Annotated in this window: 19 protein-coding genes, 1 tRNA gene and 1 pseudogene; 19 read left to right on the top strand and 2 right to left on the bottom strand. The window is 43.2% G+C overall.

Annotated elements, in window-relative coordinates:
* Nucleotides 1-8: 8 nt before the first annotated feature.
* Nucleotides 9-82: transfer RNA gene (locus CJU60_RS10640), tRNA-Gly, on the top strand.
* A 90-nt stretch (nucleotides 83-172) separates the two neighbouring features.
* On the opposite strand, the gene CJU60_RS10635 is transcribed toward CJU60_RS10640, so the two are convergent.
* Nucleotides 173-796 (bottom strand): hypothetical protein, encoded by a 624-nt coding sequence (locus tag CJU60_RS10635; protein ID WP_095713773.1) that lies wholly within the window; start codon nucleotides 794-796, stop codon nucleotides 173-175.
* An 83-nt stretch (nucleotides 797-879) separates the two neighbouring features.
* On the opposite strand from CJU60_RS10635, the gene queG reads away from it, so the two are divergent.
* The 18 genes and pseudogenes from queG to CJU60_RS10545 all read left to right on the top strand — a co-directional run bounded on the left by queG (nucleotide 880) and on the right by CJU60_RS10545 (nucleotide 17145).
* Nucleotides 880-2025, top strand: coding sequence for a tRNA epoxyqueuosine(34) reductase QueG (queG, locus tag CJU60_RS10630; protein WP_095713772.1), 1146 nt, complete (start codon nucleotides 880-882; stop codon nucleotides 2023-2025).
* Between the two features lie 79 nt (nucleotides 2026-2104).
* Nucleotides 2105-3034: an amidase domain-containing protein gene (locus CJU60_RS10625; protein ID WP_095713771.1), complete on the top strand. Its 930-nt coding sequence runs from the start codon at nucleotides 2105-2107 to the stop codon at nucleotides 3032-3034.
* A 37-nt stretch (nucleotides 3035-3071) separates the two neighbouring features.
* Nucleotides 3072-3554 carry a tRNA (uridine(34)/cytosine(34)/5-carboxymethylaminomethyluridine(34)-2'-O)-methyltransferase TrmL gene (trmL, locus tag CJU60_RS10620; RefSeq protein ID WP_081638260.1) on the top strand — a complete coding sequence of 161 codons (483 nt, stop codon included), beginning with the start codon at nucleotides 3072-3074 and terminating at the stop codon, nucleotides 3552-3554.
* Between the two features lie 117 nt (nucleotides 3555-3671).
* The gene (locus CJU60_RS10615) at nucleotides 3672-4313 is read left to right on the top strand and encodes a YhbD family protein (RefSeq protein ID WP_174754410.1); all 642 of its coding nucleotides are present in this window, start codon (nucleotides 3672-3674) and stop codon (nucleotides 4311-4313) included.
* Nucleotides 4304-5017 (top strand): bactofilin family protein, encoded by a 714-nt coding sequence (locus tag CJU60_RS10610; protein ID WP_095713769.1) that lies wholly within the window; start codon nucleotides 4304-4306, stop codon nucleotides 5015-5017. The genes CJU60_RS10615 and CJU60_RS10610 overlap by 10 nt, the downstream gene beginning before the upstream one ends.
* Nucleotides 5018-5027: 10 nt before the next feature.
* The gene (locus tag CJU60_RS10605; protein WP_095713768.1) at nucleotides 5028-5735 is read left to right on the top strand and encodes a hypothetical protein; all 708 of its coding nucleotides are present in this window, start codon (nucleotides 5028-5030) and stop codon (nucleotides 5733-5735) included.
* Nucleotides 5736-6092: 357 nt separating this feature from the next.
* Nucleotides 6093-7988 (top strand): serine/threonine protein kinase PrkA, encoded by a 1896-nt coding sequence (prkA, locus tag CJU60_RS10600; protein WP_095713767.1) that lies wholly within the window; start codon nucleotides 6093-6095, stop codon nucleotides 7986-7988.
* 178 nt (nucleotides 7989-8166) lie between these two features.
* The gene (gene yhbH / locus CJU60_RS10595) at nucleotides 8167-9345 is read left to right on the top strand and encodes a sporulation protein YhbH (RefSeq protein ID WP_095713766.1); all 1179 of its coding nucleotides are present in this window, start codon (nucleotides 8167-8169) and stop codon (nucleotides 9343-9345) included.
* 159 nt (nucleotides 9346-9504) lie between these two features.
* Nucleotides 9505-9969 carry a MarR family transcriptional regulator gene (locus tag CJU60_RS10590; protein WP_024120690.1) on the top strand — a complete coding sequence of 155 codons (465 nt, stop codon included), beginning with the start codon at nucleotides 9505-9507 and terminating at the stop codon, nucleotides 9967-9969.
* Between the two features lie 35 nt (nucleotides 9970-10004).
* Nucleotides 10005-10671: pseudogene (locus CJU60_RS10585) on the top strand (biotin/lipoyl-containing protein).
* A 40-nt stretch (nucleotides 10672-10711) separates the two neighbouring features.
* Entirely contained in the window at nucleotides 10712-12316 is a 1605-nt protein-coding gene (locus CJU60_RS10580; protein ID WP_095713765.1) for an MFS transporter, read from the top strand.
* Between the two features lie 22 nt (nucleotides 12317-12338).
* Nucleotides 12339-12869, top strand: a complete 531-nt coding sequence (locus tag CJU60_RS10575) for an NAD(P)H-dependent oxidoreductase (RefSeq protein WP_003224063.1) — start codon at nucleotides 12339-12341, stop codon at nucleotides 12867-12869.
* Between the two features lie 12 nt (nucleotides 12870-12881).
* A complete protein-coding gene (locus tag CJU60_RS10570; protein ID WP_095713764.1) occupies nucleotides 12882-13256 on the top strand; it encodes a hypothetical protein in 375 nt (124 codons plus the stop codon).
* Nucleotides 13257-13425: 169 nt separating this feature from the next.
* Entirely contained in the window at nucleotides 13426-14205 is a 780-nt protein-coding gene (locus CJU60_RS10565; protein ID WP_024120694.1) for a hypothetical protein, read from the top strand.
* A 5-nt stretch (nucleotides 14206-14210) separates the two neighbouring features.
* Entirely contained in the window at nucleotides 14211-14582 is a 372-nt protein-coding gene (locus tag CJU60_RS10560) for a GntR family transcriptional regulator (protein WP_024120695.1), read from the top strand.
* The gene (locus CJU60_RS10555) at nucleotides 14579-15277 is read left to right on the top strand and encodes an ABC transporter ATP-binding protein (protein WP_024120696.1); all 699 of its coding nucleotides are present in this window, start codon (nucleotides 14579-14581) and stop codon (nucleotides 15275-15277) included. Before CJU60_RS10560 ends, CJU60_RS10555 begins: the two co-directional genes overlap by 4 nt.
* A 16-nt stretch (nucleotides 15278-15293) precedes the next feature.
* A complete protein-coding gene (locus CJU60_RS10550) occupies nucleotides 15294-16211 on the top strand; it encodes an ABC transporter ATP-binding protein (protein ID WP_024120697.1) in 918 nt (305 codons plus the stop codon).
* Nucleotides 16204-17145 carry an ABC transporter permease gene (locus tag CJU60_RS10545; RefSeq protein ID WP_095713763.1) on the top strand — a complete coding sequence of 314 codons (942 nt, stop codon included), beginning with the start codon at nucleotides 16204-16206 and terminating at the stop codon, nucleotides 17143-17145. Before CJU60_RS10550 ends, CJU60_RS10545 begins: the two co-directional genes overlap by 8 nt.
* 91 nt (nucleotides 17146-17236) lie before the next feature.
* On the opposite strand, the gene cspB is transcribed toward CJU60_RS10545, so the two are convergent.
* The coding region (cspB, locus tag CJU60_RS10540; RefSeq protein WP_141243775.1) for a cold shock-like protein CspB at nucleotides 17237-17414 on the bottom strand (178 nt) is incomplete at its 5' end.

Below are 17414 nucleotides of genomic sequence, written 5' to 3'. Positions count from 1 at the left end.
TAATAAATGCGGGTGTAGTTTAGTGGTAAAACCTCAGCCTTCCAAGCTGATGTCGTGAGTTCGATTCTCATCACCCGCTCCATACATACGTTATTAACGCAGTGTTTCGTTTCTCAGATAAACGAAGTATTGCGTTTTTTTATGTGTAAAAGAACACGAATCTCGTGTTCTTTTACGTAAGCCAATGTACTGTATGGCAGCCGCCGTGAATTTGTTCAAACATTTTCGTTAATGATGTTAATAGGTTAACGGCGTTTTCTTTTTTAATCGATGGCGGGAAAAAGATGATTTGCAGCATGCTTTTTGTATCTGCTGTGACGGGTTTTTGATTGACTTTGTTTTTGAAATCGCCGAATACCCCGTCTTCATCAGAATAAATCAGTATGTTATCTTTTTCTCCTATTGAAATCCGGACTGGCTCCTGAAGCTTGCCAGCATCATAGATCATAATGGGGAGAGAATATTTTAACGCGAAAAAATGTATGGTATCATGGGCTGAATCCTCGCTTTCCATGAATTGTTCTTTGGATATCGGGATCAGCATTTGCTCCATCGGCGTTTTTTCTCCCTCGAATGAAGGGTCAAGCTGCTTAAAGATTGTCTGCCATTCTTTGACGTAAGGCTGGCTGGAAATTCCGCCGTCCGCATAGTCAAAAAACAGGGACTCTTGAAATAAACGAAGTCTGCCTTTCAGCATTTGCGGAGAGGGGCCGACTTCAATATTTTCATATATCACAGCGGCTGCATTTATTCCTGCCGCGCGTTCAGTAATAACAGGATCAAGTTTGATATTCACATGCATTCACTCCAATTACGGGATATCAACCTATTATACAACGGCTTATTGTTTTATCACAAAGAAAGGAGGCTGTGCAAACCATGAACGTTTATCAGCTGAAAGAAGAATTAATTGAATACGCGAAAAGCATTGGCGTGGACAAGATCGGTTTTACGACCGCTGATACATTTGCCAGTTTAAAAGACCGTTTGATTCTTCAGGAGTCACTCGGATATCTTTCCGGTTTTGAAGAGCCTGATATTGAAAAAAGAGTGACGCCGACGCTGCTTTTGCCGAAAGCGAAATCAATCGTGGCGATTGCACTTGCTTATCCTTCGAGAATGAAGGATGCGCCAAGAAGCACGCGAACTGAGCGCAGAGGCATTTTTTGCAGAGCCTCCTGGGGAAAGGACTATCATGACGTCCTGCAGGAAAAGCTCGATCTTCTGGAGGATTTCCTGAGAAGCAAGCATGAGGATATCAGGACAAAATCAATGGTCGATACGGGTGAATTGTCTGATCGGGCAGTGGCGGAACGGGCCGGAATTGGGTTCAGCGCCAAAAATTGTATGATTACAACGCCAGAGTACGGGTCTTATGTGTATTTGGCGGAAATGATTACAAATATACCTTTCGAGCCGGATGTGCCGATTGAGGATATGTGCGGATCATGCACCAAATGTTTAGATGCTTGCCCGACGGGAGCGCTTGTGAACCCTGGGCAGCTTAACGCTCAGCGCTGTATATCTTTTCTGACCCAGACAAAAGGATTTTTGCCGGATGAATTCCGCACGAAAATCGGAAACCGACTGTATGGATGTGATACGTGCCAAACGGTATGTCCAATCAATAAAGGGAAGGATTTTCATCTGCATCCTGAAATGGAACCGGATCCCGAGATTGCAAAACCGTTATTGAAGCCGCTTTTAACCATCAGCAACCGTGAATTTAAAGAGAAATTCGGACATGTTTCAGGCTCGTGGCGCGGAAAAAAACCGATTCAGCGGAATGCGATTCTGGCGCTTGCCCACTTTAAAGACACCTCCGCACTGTCTGAACTGACGGAGCTTATGCATAAAGATCCGCGCCCGGTCATCAGGGGAACGGCTGCCTGGGCTATCGGGAAAATCGGAGACAACACATACGCGGAGGAGCTTGAAAAAGCACTGGAAAAAGAAAATGATGAAGAGGCAAAGCAGGAAATTGAAAAAGGAATTGAATTGCTAAAAGCCGGCATGACTAAATAAGTCTTGTCCTGACATACGTATAGAGCAGAAGGAAAAAACACTTGAGATGCAGCCAAGTGTTTTTTCTCTATAAAAAAGTATGTCGGGTGGGGTGAGCTTGAAGCACATATTAGAACAACTAGCGGAGGAGCGTCTCAGCTATCTGGTCAACGGGCATGATCTGAGACAGGAGCCTCAAGTCGGAGACCTGGAAGTCATGGAACGAAAGAAAAAGCTTCTGGAAAAACGTAAGATTGAGATGATAAAAGCGAAAGCAAAAGCTGTCATAGACTATGTGCAGGTTGAGGATGACGGAACCGCCTGCATCAGGTATATCATACACTTCGAATATCTATACAAGGAGCAGGATGACAGTCTGTATATGGAAGAGCAGATAGAAGAAAGAGTCGCTTTTGTTTATGATCAAATTCTGATTAAGGATCAGGAAGTGATAAAAAAACCGGCGGGGTTTAGTGAAGGCCAAAGCATTATTGACTATTCACAGGAAGAAAGGGAAGCGTTTGGCCGAGCTTTTCAATATGACCGGCTCGGAGCGGTACAATATGCCGAAAAATATTGGAACAAGCGTAATCCGGCTTATAAGAATTTCAGCGATAATTGTACGAATTTTATTTCTCAGTGTCTTCATGCAGGAGGAGCGCCAATGCGCGGTCACCCGAACAGAGGATCTGGCTGGTGGATGAAACAAAGCTCTTGGAGCTATAGCTGGACGGTGGCGCACTCGATGAAAATGTATTTGACGAATTCCAAGGCCGGCCTTCGGGCGGTTCGGGTGAAATCAGCGGAAGACCTGGTGCCGGGTGATGTGATTTGCTATGATTTTGAGGGAGACGGCCGGTTTAATCATACAACGATTGTGGTGGCGAAGGACAAAGGCAATATGCCGCTTGTCAACGCCCAGTCCTATGACAGCCGGATGAGGTATTGGTCATACGAGGATTCAACTGCATACACACCGTCTATCCGATATGCCTTTTTTCATATCGTTGATGATACGACAAAAGAGTAATTAATGATATAATGATGAGCGGATAAGAAAAATAGAGGTGAACACAGTGGCATTACATGTCGTTTTATATCAACCAGAAATTCCTGCTAATACAGGGAATATCGCACGTACTTGCGCAGCAACAGATACAACGCTCCACCTGATTCGTCCGCTCGGCTTTTCAACAGATGATAAAATGCTGAAGCGCGCCGGACTTGATTATTGGGAGTTTGTAAACGTAGTGTATCATGACTCGTTAGAAGAATTGTTTGAGGCATATAAAAAAGGGCAGTTTTTCTTCATCACGAAATTCGGCCAAAAGCCGCATACATCTTTTGACTACACGGATATTGACGAGGATTATTTCTTTGTGTTCGGAAGAGAAACAAGCGGCTTGCCAAAGGAATTAATTCAAAATAATATGGACCGATGCCTGCGCCTTCCGATGACAGAGCATGTCAGATCGCTAAATCTGTCCAATACCGCAGCGATTCTTGTGTATGAGGCGCTGCGTCAGCAAAATTACCGAGATTTAAAATAGTGAAAAACCCGCTCATGTGTATGGGCGGGTTTTTTTTATAGAACTGTGTTTTGTTATTTTAGGCTTAACAACGTAACAGTGTTATGTTACAATGTATCCATCAAAGGAGCTGGACTTATGGAAGATCAATTAATCTCTAAAAAAGAATTGCTTGAAGAAACATCCATCTCATACGGTCAGCTGTATCGATGGAAACGAAAAAATTTAATCCCTGAGGAGTGGTTTATACGTAAATCCACATTTACAGGGCAAGAGACGTTTTTTCCTAGAGAGGATATTTTAAAGCGCATTTCAATCATTCAAAAGATGAAAGAAAATTTGTCTTTGGATGAGATGCGGGAGATGCTGTCACCGAAAATGAAGGATGTGAGCATGACAGCTGATGAATTGCTGACGAAAGGTTTGATATCAAAGCCGGCTCTGCATGTCTTTTCAGAAGGCGGAGCAGACACGGTGTTTTCTTCTCGGGAGCTGTTGTCGCTGTATGTGCTTGAAGGGCTTTTACAATCCGGAAATGTCAGCTTGGAAGAAGCGAAAATGGCTGCTGAGGTATTGAGGAAGTATGATACAGCGGAGATCAAGAAGCAGACGGAACTGATCATTTTACGCAAGCTGGGTGTAACGACTTGTTTTATAGCGGCTGCCGCGGACAGCATCCTTTTTGAGTCGTCCGTCAAGATTGTCGAAAGAGTGGATTTAGCAAATGCTTCAGAGGAACTAAAGACAAAATATATGCAGGAGGGCCATCAATGGAAATAATGGATAATCTGGTGATAAACGGTACGGGGAGTTCAAAGGGCGGAAAATTTCAATCAGTTGAGATTAATGGCAGCGGAACCGTGGCCGGAGACGTGGAGTGTGACTCTTTTTCATTTAACGGGACCGGTAAAGCGGATGGGAGCGTCAAGGCAAAAACAGTAACCATCAGCGGTTCAGGGAAAATTCATGGGGATGTTGAAGCAGAATCCATCCGCATGAATGGAACAGGCTTTATTCAAGGTGATACCGCCGCTAAACAATTGAAGGTTGCGGGATCGTCAACATTTGGCGGAACAGTCAAGGCTGATGACATTGTGATCACCGGAAAGGCGGTCATGGAAGCTGATTGTGAAACGGAAACATTTCAGACCGAAGGGAAATGCAAAGTCAGCGGTCTTTTAAATGCTGATCAGGTGAATATCAAGCTTTCTTCCGGAGAGAGTTATGTGCGGGAAATCGGCTGCCGCCATCTTCAAGTGACGGGCAGAAAAGGGATGCTGACATTGCTGAAGCTGATGCCGACCCCTGTGTTAACGGCTGAATTGATCGAGGGGGACGTGATTGAGCTGACAAATACGAACGCCAAGACTGTGCGGGGAAACACAGTGAAAATCGGTCCGAACTGCCGGATTGAGACCGTGGAATACAGCGGTGATTATACTTGTGATCCGAACGCTTCGGTAGGCATGTACACAAGAATGTAAGGAGGATCATATGGAAACAGTAAAATTAGGGAATTTAAAATTATATGGTGCCGGGCACGCTGCGGGAGGTGCCTATCACCATGTCAGCATCAAAGGTGAAGGTACGGTTGGAGAAGGACTGTCCGCTGCAGGCTGCCGCATATACGGCACAGGCCGTTTTCTCGGGAACGCGGAGACTGAACGGCTGAAAGTATTCGGAGAAAGCGAGTTTGAAGGCGATTTGACTGCGGACAAAATCAGCATATATGGGACGATGCAAGTCAGAGGAGCTCTTCATGTTGGCCGATTGAAGCTGAAGGGTCTGACTGAGGTCGGCGGCAATATGGCAGGGGATTCGTGTGAAGCAAAAGGAAAGCTCAGCGTGAAAGGCGATTGTGAAATCGAATCGTTTCATATCACTGGCTGTGTGGACGTAACAGGTTTGTTGAATGCAGGCGAGATTGATATCGGATTGAGCCATGATGCCAGCCGGGTCCGGGAAATAGGCGGAACGTCCATTACTGTAAAAAAACGTGCGCGCTTTTTTACGCGAAAAAAAGCGAAACTAACTGCGGAGCTGATTGAAGGAGATAAAATCTATTTGGAAAATACCGAGGCGGCGGTTGTCAGAGGGAAAGAAGTCGTTATCGGGCCTGGCTGTAAAATCGGCACAGTTGAGTTTGAAAACAAATGCGAATGCGATCAGCATTCAAAAATGATGAAAAGAATTAAGTTGTAAAACATTGTTCTGTTACAAAGAAAAAGGGCGCTCTCAGGAGGGAGCACCCTTTTCTTTTTATTCTTTTCCCGGCTTGCTATCGTACCCTGCGGTAAAAATTGATACTAAAAAAGTGACAATGACCCCCATCATGATGATTGTTTTCACCGTCTCTCCCCCTCTTCAATTTTTCCTGCTGTCCGAGTCTGGATGATTCTGTATTTTCTTTATTATGAACGCACGCAGTCTGCCTTGTCAACGCTGTATAAGGTATCTTTATTTTTAAGAAACCAAAGCATGTATCACGAGCTGACGGCATAGATTGTATCAAAGTACCTTTTTTTGCACAGCGCATCAAACATGATAGAGGAGGTCCTTATGGATATATTAAAGAAAATTGAAAAGTACAGAGAGGAAGAGCAGCGTCTGAAATGGGAAGGAACATTCGCTGATTATTTGGAGATTATTAAAGAGAATCCAATGGTCGCGCAATCTGCTCATTCTCGTGTTTTTAATATGATAAAAGACAGCGGGATAGAGGAGGTTGACGGACGGAAGAAGTACAGCTTTTTTGACCGCGAGCTGTTCGGGCTTGAAGAATCCCTCGAGCGCCTTGTGGAAGAATATTTTCATCCGGCTGCGAAAAGGCTTGATGTCAGAAAGCGGATTCTGCTTTTAATGGGCCCTGTGAGCGGCGGTAAGTCAACGCTGGTCACGATGCTCAAAAAAGGTCTTGAAGCGTACACGCTGACGGATAATGGTGCTGTATACGCGATTAAAGGCTGCCCGATGCACGAGGACCCCCTTCATTTAATCCCTCATCATTTGCGGGAGGATTTTTACAGAGAATACGGCATTAGAATAGAAGGAAGTCTTTCACCATTAAATGTGATGAGGCTGGAGGAAGAGTACGGAGGGCGTATTGAAGATGTGAGGGTGGAGCGGATCTTCTTTTCTGAGGATAAGCGTACGGGAATCGGCACCTTCAGCCCGTCTGACCCGAAATCTCAGGATATTGCCGATTTGACGGGAAGTATTGATTTTTCAACCATTGCCGAGTACGGTTCTGAATCTGATCCGCGCGCCTACCGGTTTGACGGAGAGCTGAACAAGGCGAACCGAGGCATGATGGAGTTTCAGGAGATGCTGAAATGTGATGAGAAGTTTCTCTGGCATTTGCTCTCACTGACACAGGAAGGGAATTTTAAAGCCGGGCGATTTGCGTTAATTTCTGCTGATGAGCTGATCGTAGCTCACACGAATGAAACGGAGTATCGCTCATTTATTTCTAATAAGAAAAACGAAGCCTTGCACTCCAGAATTATTGTGATGCCTGTTCCTTATAACTTAAAAGTGTCTGAGGAAGAAAGAATTTATGAAAAAATGATCGCAGAAAGTGATGTATCGGATGTTCATATTGCTCCTCACACCCTTAAGGTCGCCGCGATGTTTTCAATCCTTACGAGATTAAAAGAGCCGAAGCGGTCTGATATTGATCTGGTGAAGAAAATGAGACTGTATGACGGAGAAAGTGTGGAAGGCTTTAATTCAGTAGACGTTGAGGACATGAAGAAAGAATATAATGATGAGGGGATGAGCGGAATTGACCCGCGCTACGTGATCAATCGCATTTCTTCAACCATTATCAGAAAAAATATGGAGTCGATTAATTCCCTTGATGTTCTCCGTTCTTTAAAAGAAGGACTTGATCAGCATCCGTCTATTTCAAACGAGGATCGGGAGCGGTACTTGAATTTTATTTCTGCAGCCCGTAAGGAATATGATGATATTGCGAAGAAGGAAGTCCAAAAAGCGTTTGTGTATTCATATGAAGAATCAGCCAAAACGCTCATGGATAATTATCTCGACAACGTAGAGGCTTATTGCAATAAAAATAAGCTGCGTGATCCTTTGACAGGGGAAGAAATGAATCCGGACGAAAAGCTGATGAGATCGATCGAAGAACAGATCGGCATTTCCGAAAACGCGAAAAAAGCGTTCCGCGAAGAAATCTTAATCCGCATCTCCGCTTATGCGAGAAAAGGAAAGCGGTTTGACTACAATTCCCACGAAAGACTGCGTGAAGCCATTCAAAAAAAATTGTTTGCTGATTTGAAGGATGTCGTTAAAATTACGACCTCAACGAAAACGCCTGATGAGCAGCAGCTGAAGAAAGTAAATGAAGTCGTAGCCCGTTTAATTGATGAGCACGGCTACAACTCGACGAGTGCCAATGAGCTGCTGAAATACGTCGGCAGCCTGCTGAACCGATAAGCAAGTGACCCGTCCGAACAGGGCGGGTTGTTTTGTACCATTTTCTAAATAGTTTGTCAATTAACTGTACTTATGCGCATATGATGAATATAAATCTTTTCGAAAGACTTGTTTCATAATCTGGCACAAGCCGGAATAGGTATGTATCACGACCACAAATGGTTAAGGAGGGGAATTCATGTCCCAAAATGACAGCGGCCATTTTTTAATTTCTGAGGAAAACTGGTCCCTCCATCGCAAAGGCTTCGATGACCAGCAGCGCCACCAAAAAAAAGTACAGGAAGCCATAAAAAACAATCTCCCGGATCTCGTAACCGAGGAAAGCATTATTATGTCTAACGGCAAAGATGTAGTGAAAATTCCAATCCGATCACTGGATGAGTATAAAATCCGCTATAACTACGATAAAAATAAACATGTAGGGCAAGGGGACGGCGACAGCCAGGTTGGAGATGTTGTAGCCCGGGACGGATCAGACAAAAAGCAGGGGCCGGGTAAAGGCCAGGGAGCCGGAGATCAGGCAGGCGAGGATTATTATGAAGCAGAAGTTTCACTAATGGATTTAGAAGAAGCGCTCTTCAAAGAATTAGAGCTTCCGAATCTTCAGCAAAAAGAAAGAGATAATATCATCCACACGGATATTGAGTTTAACGATATCCGTAAAACAGGGTTAACCGGTAATATTGATAAGAAAAGAACAATGATGTCGGCTTTTAAACGCAACGCGATGACAGGGAAGCCGTCTTTCTATCCGATTTATCCGGAGGACTTAAAATATAAAACATGGAATGATGTCACGAAGCCTGAGTCAAAAGCTGTCGTGTTAGCAATGATGGATACGAGCGGCAGTATGGGCGTGTGGGAAAAGTACATGGCGAGAAGCTTCTTTTTCTGGATGACCCGCTTTTTACGGACGAAATATGAAACAGTTGAAATTGAATTTATTGCCCATCATACAGAAGCAAAAGTTGTGTCTGAGGAAGATTTCTTTTCAAAGGGAGAAAGCGGCGGAACAATCTGTTCTTCCGTATATCGAAAGTCGCTTGAGCTGATCGATGAAAAATACAGCCCCGCCCGTTATAATATTTACCCTTTTCATTTCTCCGACGGCGACAATCTCACATCTGATAATGCCCGGTGCGTGAAATTGGTGAATGATATTATGAAGAAAGCAAATTTATTCTGTTATGGCGAGGTCAATCAATACAATAGACACTCGACGTTAATGTCGGCTTATAAAAATGTGAAAGACGAGAAATTCAAATACTATATTTTAAAGCAGAAGTCAGACGTTTTTCAGGCGCTGAAGAACTTTTTCAGAAATGAAGAAACTGGCATCAGCCATCAATTATCCTAGTGAATAGCCCATTTCAGGGCTTTTTTTTATTTAAAAAAAGTAAGAAAGCGATTACGAAAAAAATAAGAAGAAAAAAGGAATTTTTCCTTTGACAAATCTTCTTTCATTTATTAATATTTTATCTTGTGAACTATTATTGAGGAATGAGGTGAAAAGGAGTTGACTGAATCAGAACGTGCTTTGCTCACTTTTGAACAGCTCTTCGATACGTCTCGGTCTATCTATAAAAAACAGAAGAAGATATTGGAGATTGTGCTTGAGCCTTTTGATATTACAGTCCTTCAATATTTACTGATGTTTAAAATTCATCAAAGCGGAAGCACGCCGCTCAGCAAGCTGGCCATGTCTCTTGATCTTAAGCCTGCTTCTGTGACCCGGATGACCGATATCCTATATAACCGGCAATTGATGAATCGATATGACAGTCCGGATGACCGCCGTATCGTCATGATTCAGTTAACCGAAGAGGGGGAAAAACTTTTACAGAAAGCCGCTGTGCAATACGCAAAAATGGGCGCGAGCCTGTATCAGAAGCTTGACACGTCTCAGCTTCAATATTTGCGTAAGCTTGCCGGGAGTTTATCTAAGCTCGCTGAAGGCTGTGCAGAAAAAAGCGGTAATTGAAAACTTCCCACATATTTTCACCAGCTTTCCACAAAATGATAGAGGAAGAAACGAAAGGAGAAAAACAAAATGAACAGAGGACGTTTAATTCTGACCAACATTATCGGTTTGATTGTTGTTCTTGCAATTATAGGCGGAGGTGCTTACTACTATTATCAAAGCACAAACTACGTAAAAACAGATGAAGCAAAAGTAGCCGGCGATATGGCAGCTATCTCAGCTCCAGCAGCAGGTAAAGTATCCGACTGGGATCTTGAAGAAGGAAAAACAGTGAAAAAAGGCGACACAGTTGCAAAAATCAAAGGTGAACAAACGGTTGATGTGAAATCCATCATGGATGGAACAATTGTGAAAAACGAAGTGAAAAACGGACAAACCGTACAGGCTGGTACAACAATTGCGCAAACGATTGACATGGACAACCTGTACATCACAGCAAATATTAAAGAAACAGATATTGCGGATGTTGAAGTAGGAAATAGTGTAGACGTAGTAGTTGACGGAGATCCTGATACAACTTTTGACGGTACTGTAGAAGAAATTGGCTATGCGACTAACTCAACTTTTGATATGCTTCCATCTACAAATTCAAGCGGAAACTACACAAAAGTAACGCAAAAAGTTCCTGTTAAAATTTCAATCAAAAACCCATCTGATAAGGTGCTTCCAGGTATGAATGCATCTGTTAAGATTTCTGAGTAAAACAGATCAGTCATCAAACCATGAAAGGAGGTTGTCTTAGATGGCTACAGGCAAAGAAAAAAATACAAAAAGCCCTATGACATTGCTGATTGTGCTAATGGCGGGTTTGTTTTTGGCAATACTAAACCAAACATTGCTTAACGTCGCAATGCCGCACTTAATGACTGAATTTGGCGTAAGTGCAACGACGATTCAGTGGCTGACAACAGGTTACATGCTTGTTAACGGCGTATTGATTCCGTTATCTGCCTTCCTGATTACACGTTTTGGCCAACGGAGTCTCTTTCTCGTCGCCATGTTCTGTTTTACGCTCGGTACGTTAGTCTGCGGTATCGCACCTAACTTCTCTGTAATGCTGATCGGCCGTTTGATCCAGGCCGTGGGCGGAGGTATCTTGCAGCCGCTCGTTATGACAACCATTCTGTTAATCTTCCCGCCTGAAAGCAGGGGGAAAGGAATGGGGATTTTCGGACTTGCGATGATGTTTGCTCCAGCGGTCGGCCCGACTCTTTCTGGGTGGATTATTGAGCATTACACATGGCGCATCATGTTTTACGGACTTGTGCCGATCGGCGCAATTGTTATCATCGTGGCTTTCTTCATCTTTAAGAATCTGGTGGAGCCGCAAAAAATCAAACTTGACACACTTGGAGCGATTCTCTCAATTGTCGGTTTCGCATCCTTATTATACGGAGTCAGTGAAGCGGGTTCTGACGGCTGGACCGACCCGATTGTACTGTCTACAGTTATAATCGGCGTCATTGCAATTATTGCTTTTGTTGTTCAGCAATTGCGCCATGATGATCCGATGCTTGATTTCAGAGTGTTTAAATACGACATTTTCTCACTCTCAAGTGTTATTAATATCATTATTACAGTGGCACTTTACACTGGTATGTTCCTGTTACCGATCTATCTGCAAAACCTGGTCGGATTTACGGCGCTTCAATCCGGTCTGCTTCTGCTTCCGGGTGCGATCGTGATGCTGATCATGTCACCGATTTCAGGTATTTTGTTTGATAAATTCGGCCCGAGACCGCTTGCGATTATCGGTCTGGTCGTGACAGTGGTGACAACATTCCAATATACGCAATTGACCATCGATACACCGTATACACACATTATGCTTGTATACTCAATTCGCGCATTCGGTATGTCACTCTTAATGATGCCTGTCATGACAGCCGGGATGAACCAGCTTCCTGCCCGTCTGAACAGTCACGGAACGGCGATGAGCAACACGCTCCGCCAAATCAGCGGATCAATTGGAACAAGCTTAATTACGACGATTTATACAAACCGCACGACATTTCATTATTCACAAATTGCAGATAAAACAAGCACGGCGGACCCGAACTTCCTCCATGCGTTCCAAAATGCAGTTTCGAATATAATGGTGAATATGAATGTGCCTTATGAAACAGCGAAAACGTATGTTTACTCACATATCTATAAACACGCGACACTCGATTCAAACGTCATGGGGATTAATGACGCCTTTATGTGGGCGACATTATTCTGTGTGGCAGGTGTGATTCTCAGTCTTTTCCTGCGTGATGTCAGAAAAGATAAATTGCGTGCGGAGAAAAAGAAAAAAGAGGAGCTTTCATTGCTTCCGGCTCCAAAAGAAGTTAAGGAATCTTAAACTGTACAGGGAGGTTTCCTGAATGAAAATTTATGTAGTGTATGACAGTGAAGGCGAACATACAAAGGTATTGGCAGAAGCGATTGCTGAAGGCGCTCGGGAAAACGACGCGGCTGAAGTATTCATCGACCACGTAGATCAGGCGGATATCCGCAAGCTTAAAGACATGGACGCGATTATTTGGGGATGCCCCGGGCATTTCGGAACAATCAGTGCAGGTCTGAAAACTTGGATCGACAGACTCGGCTACTTATGGGCTGAAGGCGAGCTGATCAACAAAGTCGGCGCAGTATTCTGCACAACGGCAACAACACACGGCGGCTTGGAAATGACAATGCACAACTTAATCACGCCAATGTTCCACCAAGGGATGATTGTTGTCGGTCTGCCTGGCAATGTGCCTGAAAACGCGCTGTACGGTTCTTACTACGGAGCGGGCGTCACTTGCCCGGTAGACAGTGATGAGTTAATGTCTGAGGAAGGTATCCAGCTGGGCCGCGCATTAGGAAGACGCGTCAGCCAAGTCACAGGAAACTTAACAGCCGGACAGTAAGGAGAGGTTAAAATGGCCATTATTATAGCAATTATTGCTGCTGTCATTGTGATTGCGGGCCTTATCACGTATAACGTCCGCAACGCCTCTGCTGGACTCGAGAAGCGAGAAACAGCTGAAAAAATCGCCCCTCCAGAAGAGGAAGAAAACGAAGCACAATACCCTGCTGCAGCACGGGCTGCTGAGCATGTCCCAGCCGTTGTAAAAACTGACTCTGAAAAAGAGAAAAGTGACTCAATTGGGGATGACTTCTACAGGCAGGCGCTTCAAAAGTTTAAGCATTCTGAGGAAGATCAGAAAGACAAAGAGGTCACTGAAAAAAGTGACAAAATGCAGGACAGCAGTTATCGTGATGCGCTGCTCTCCATGAAAAATAAAAAGAAATAATATCAAAGGCAAATCCGTTTACTCATGGCGGGTTTGCTTTTTTTATGCTGTTTAAATGCATAAAACTTGGTTTTTTATAAAATAAATCCATGGAATATGTTGTATTTCAGAAAGTTCTAGTGTACTATTTGAGTCATACACTTCATAAGTGTTTTTAGGAGGAAAAACAATGAAACCGTTTTGGGGTTTAGTAAAAAAGGATCTGAGACTGTCAAAAATGCGGTTTTTTGCATGTCTCGGTGCAGTCATACTTTTAGCTGCCGGAAGCTTTTTATTGGAACGATTGACTGAAGAACCTTTAGCTGCTTTTGGATGCTGGGTAATGCTTGCCATTTTTCAAGTGTTTTTAGCTCCTTTGCTGATCTACAATAGTCTTCGTGTAGAGGGGAAAAATCAGCTATGGTTATATAATCCAAACGGCGCAGCCGCGCTTTTACTCTCGAAGCTGACTACCGGTCTTGTCTATCAATTTATTTTTCAGTTTTTGATTTCAGTTTATGGAGTCTTTCTTTATCAGTACCTCGACTCAAAAGCGCTCATTGCTGATCAAGTTCCGCTTGCAGGCACTATACTGATCTTTAATCTTTATGGGCTGGTATTTACTGCTTATCTTTCCTGTGCGGTGATCCTGCTGTGGAATGTGTTTCATTCTTTAAAATCGAGTTCTTCCTTCATCAGGCGGTTTCGCTGGTTCATTTGTATGTTACTGGGGATAGGGTGGTTTTATGTAGAGGACCATTTGATCATGCCTTGGCTGACACCGCTGGATAAACTGTATTATTTCACAACGTATGGAGATGTCGGTTTTACATACAAGGGATCCTTAGGGTGGAGCGTGGAATTAAACATCTTCCATCTTCCCTATCCGTCTATTATAGTCATGCTGGTTTTGGCAGCTGTATTTCTTTTTCTGGCTTCCAGGCTCCTGCAGCGAAAAGTTGAGGTGTAGAGAACATGAGACAAGACTTTCAATCCTCTAAACCGATTTATTTGCAAATTGCTGATCAAATCTTTTATAGGCTGGTCAGACAGGAGCTTGTTCCCGGAGACAAGCTGCCGTCTGTCAGAGAAATGGCAATTCAAACAAAAGTAAATCCGAATACGATTCAAAGAACCTACAGTGAAATGGAAAGGCTGGGAATTGTGGAGACAAGAAGAGGGCAAGGGACGTTTATCGCTGACAAAGCTGAACTCGTGGATGAACTGAAAGAGAGGCTTACCCGTGAAGTGTTTGAAAGCTTTATTCATCAAATGGCAGAGCTGGGATTAACAAAAGAAGAAATGCTGGCAGGCATTAAAAAATACACGGGAGGAGGACAGGAATGAATATTGTATTTGACAATGTGTCTAAGAGATACGGCGGCCACACGGCGCTAAACAATATATCATTCACTTTATATCCGGGAAAAATTTACGGATTTTTGGGCTCGAATGGCAGCGGGAAATCGACAACCTTGAAATTAATCGCCGGATTGATGTTTCCTACTACAGGTTCAGTAAAAGCGGGTGAACAGCCTGTAACAAGAGACATGATCAAGCAGACGGCTTATCTAACAGAGTTAGACATGTTTTATCCCGGATTTACGGTGAAAGATATGCTCGATTTTTACGAATCACAGTTCCCTGACTTTCAGATGGAAAAAGCCTATCAGCTGCTTGAGGAAATGCAGCTGAAGCCTGAAAAAAAGATAAAGCAGCTTTCTAAGGGGAATCGAGGCCGTCTTAAAATCGTGCTGGCACTATCAAGAAAAGCTTCCGTCATTCTGCTGGATGAGCCTTTTTCCGGTCTTGATCCAATGGTCAGGGATTCAATCGTAAACAGCCTCGTTTCTTATATTGATTTTGAGCAGCAGATCGTTGTCATTGCGACACACGAAATTGATGAAATTGAAATCCTACTTGACGAGGTCATCGTGCTCGCCGACGGAGAAAAAATGGCACAGCGTGATGTAGAAGAGATTCGCGAGCAGGAAGGTATGTCCGTGCTGCAATGGTTTAAAACGAATATGGAAGTTTACTAGAAAGAGGAGGAATTTGATGAAAACAGTATTGGAATTAAAAAATGTGACAAAAAACATCAGAGGCCGGACGATCATTGATCATCTGAGCTTTACGATTCGCGAAGGCGAAGTATTTGGATTTCTGGGACCAAACGGAGCAGGGAAAACGACGACAATCAGAATGATGGTCGGTTTAATGAAGCTGTCACAAGGTGACGTGCTCATTTGCGGCCAATCAATCACAAAAGATTATGCCAAGGCAATCAAACATATCGGGGCTATTGTAGAGAATCCAGAGCTGTATAAATTCTTAAGCGGATATAAAAATCTCCAGCAATACGCAAGGATGGTAAAGGGTGTCACGAAGGAAAAAATTGATGAAGTGGTAGAACTGGTAGGCCTCAAAGAAAGAATCCATGATAAAGTGAAAACCTACTCTCTGGGAATGAGACAGCGTCTCGGCTTGGCACAATGCCTTCTGCACGATCCGAAAGTGCTGATTTTGGATGAACCGACTAACGGCCTTGATCCGGCGGGAATCAGAGAAATCAGAGACCATTTAAAGAAGCTGACGCGAGAAAGAGGAATGTCTGTCATCGTATCAAGCCATCTGCTGTCAGAAATGGAACTAATGTGTGACCGAATTGCGATTATCCAAAAAGGAAAACTTATCGATATTCAGAATGTAAGAGATGAAATAACTGATGAAAAGGATACATATTTCTTCCATGTGGAGCAGCCGAAAGAAGCTGCTGCGATTCTAAAAGAATATGATTCGGTAATCAAGACAAACGGTTTGGAAATCAAACTGGCTAAAGAGGACGTCCCTGCAGTCATTGAATTGCTGGTCATGCAGCAAATCCGTATTTATGAAGTCAAAGTGATTACAAAATCATTAGAGGACCGTTTCTTAGAAATCACAGGCGAAGCAAAAGAGGAGGTTCAACATGCTTAATTTGATTTATAATGAGTGGATTAAAATTTTCAGCCGTGTCGGGACATGGGTGATGATCGGAATCCTTGCTTTGACAATGATCGGGTGGGCATTTTTAACAAACCACTTTTCAACCGATGTAGCAAATCCGAAGTGGAAAGAAACGCTTCAAGCACAAAATGCTGATTTGAAGAAGGCGATGAAAGAAGATCCTTCCCTAAAAGGACAATATGAAGAAACGATTACAATCAATAACTATCGCATTGAACATAATATCCCGAGTGACACTGGATATACCGTTTGGTCTTATGTAACGGATTCTGCCGGTTTTACAATCCTTACTGGGCTGTTCACGATTATAATTGCAGCTGGCATCGTCGCAAACGAATTTAACTGGGGTACGGTTAAGCTGTTAATGATTCGGCCGCTCAGCCGTTTTCAAATTCTGCTTTCTAAATATATTACCGTTCTTTTATTTGGTCTCTTATTGCTGTTTATTTTATTTATAGGTTCAACTTTGCTGGGACTGGTCTTTTTTGGAACAGGCGGGGACACTGCCGCGAATGTTCATTTAATCTATAAAGATGGTCATGTATTGGAACAAAACATGTTAGGATATTTGGCCAAAACGTATCTCTCAGAATCTGTTGCGGCTTTAATGCTGGCTACGATGGCATTTATGCTGTCCGCAGTATTCAGAAACAGCTCTCTTGCTGTAGGGTTTTCTATCTTTTTATTGGTAACGGGCACGACAGCCACTGCATTTATAGCGATGAAGTTTGACTGGGCGAAGTATATTTTATTTGCCAATGTTGATCTGATGCAGTATGTAGAAGGAACACCGTTAGTGGAAGGGATGACAATCACTTTTTCTATTGTGATGCTGGTGATTTACTTTGTCGTCTTTCTGTTGCTTGCTTTCGGAATCTTTATGAAACGGGATATTGCGAACTAATGAAAAAAGCTGTTTTGCATAAGCAAAACAGCTTTTTCTTTAAAATAAAAACTGCAGGCTTGCACCTGCAGTTCTTATTATCAATTTATGCTTACGCTTCTTTAGTAACGTTAGCAGCTTGTGGTCCACGGTTTCCTTCAACGATTTCGAAAGAAACTGATTGGCCTTCTTCTAAAGTTTTGAAGCCTTCGCCTTGAATAGCAGAGAAATGAACGAATACATCGTCTTGACCTTCTACTTCGATGAATCCGAAACCTTTTTCAGAGTTG

Source organism: Bacillus sp. 7705b (assembly GCF_002289525.1).
GTDB lineage: Bacteria > Bacillota > Bacilli > Bacillales > Bacillaceae > Bacillus > Bacillus halotolerans.
Note: the sequence above shows the minus strand (reverse complement) of the source record. Positions and strands in the feature narration are given on the sequence as shown.

What these genes read in the sequence shown, in the direction of transcription:
- queG (WP_095713772.1), top strand. Translation starts at nt 880, where the DNA reads ATGAACGTTTATCAGCTGAAAGAAGAATTAATTGAATACGCGAAAAGC.
- CJU60_RS10625 (WP_095713771.1), top strand. Translation starts at nt 2,105, where the DNA reads ATGTCGGGTGGGGTGAGCTTGAAGCACATATTAGAACAACTAGCGGAG.
- CJU60_RS10615 (WP_174754410.1), top strand. Translation starts at nt 3,672, where the DNA reads ATGGAAGATCAATTAATCTCTAAAAAAGAATTGCTTGAAGAAACATCC.
- CJU60_RS10610 (WP_095713769.1), top strand. Translation starts at nt 4,304, where the DNA reads ATGGAAATAATGGATAATCTGGTGATAAACGGTACGGGGAGTTCAAAG.
- CJU60_RS10605 (WP_095713768.1), top strand. Translation starts at nt 5,028, where the DNA reads ATGGAAACAGTAAAATTAGGGAATTTAAAATTATATGGTGCCGGGCAC.
- prkA (WP_095713767.1), top strand. Translation starts at nt 6,093, where the DNA reads ATGGATATATTAAAGAAAATTGAAAAGTACAGAGAGGAAGAGCAGCGT.
- yhbH (WP_095713766.1), top strand. Translation starts at nt 8,167, where the DNA reads ATGTCCCAAAATGACAGCGGCCATTTTTTAATTTCTGAGGAAAACTGG.
- CJU60_RS10580 (WP_095713765.1), top strand. Translation starts at nt 10,712, where the DNA reads ATGGCTACAGGCAAAGAAAAAAATACAAAAAGCCCTATGACATTGCTG.
- CJU60_RS10575 (WP_003224063.1), top strand. Translation starts at nt 12,339, where the DNA reads ATGAAAATTTATGTAGTGTATGACAGTGAAGGCGAACATACAAAGGTA.
- CJU60_RS10570 (WP_095713764.1), top strand. Translation starts at nt 12,882, where the DNA reads ATGGCCATTATTATAGCAATTATTGCTGCTGTCATTGTGATTGCGGGC.
- CJU60_RS10565 (WP_024120694.1), top strand. Translation starts at nt 13,426, where the DNA reads ATGAAACCGTTTTGGGGTTTAGTAAAAAAGGATCTGAGACTGTCAAAA.
- CJU60_RS10560 (WP_024120695.1), top strand. Translation starts at nt 14,211, where the DNA reads ATGAGACAAGACTTTCAATCCTCTAAACCGATTTATTTGCAAATTGCT.
- CJU60_RS10555 (WP_024120696.1), top strand. Translation starts at nt 14,579, where the DNA reads ATGAATATTGTATTTGACAATGTGTCTAAGAGATACGGCGGCCACACG.
- CJU60_RS10550 (WP_024120697.1), top strand. Translation starts at nt 15,294, where the DNA reads ATGAAAACAGTATTGGAATTAAAAAATGTGACAAAAAACATCAGAGGC.
- CJU60_RS10545 (WP_095713763.1), top strand. Translation starts at nt 16,204, where the DNA reads ATGCTTAATTTGATTTATAATGAGTGGATTAAAATTTTCAGCCGTGTC.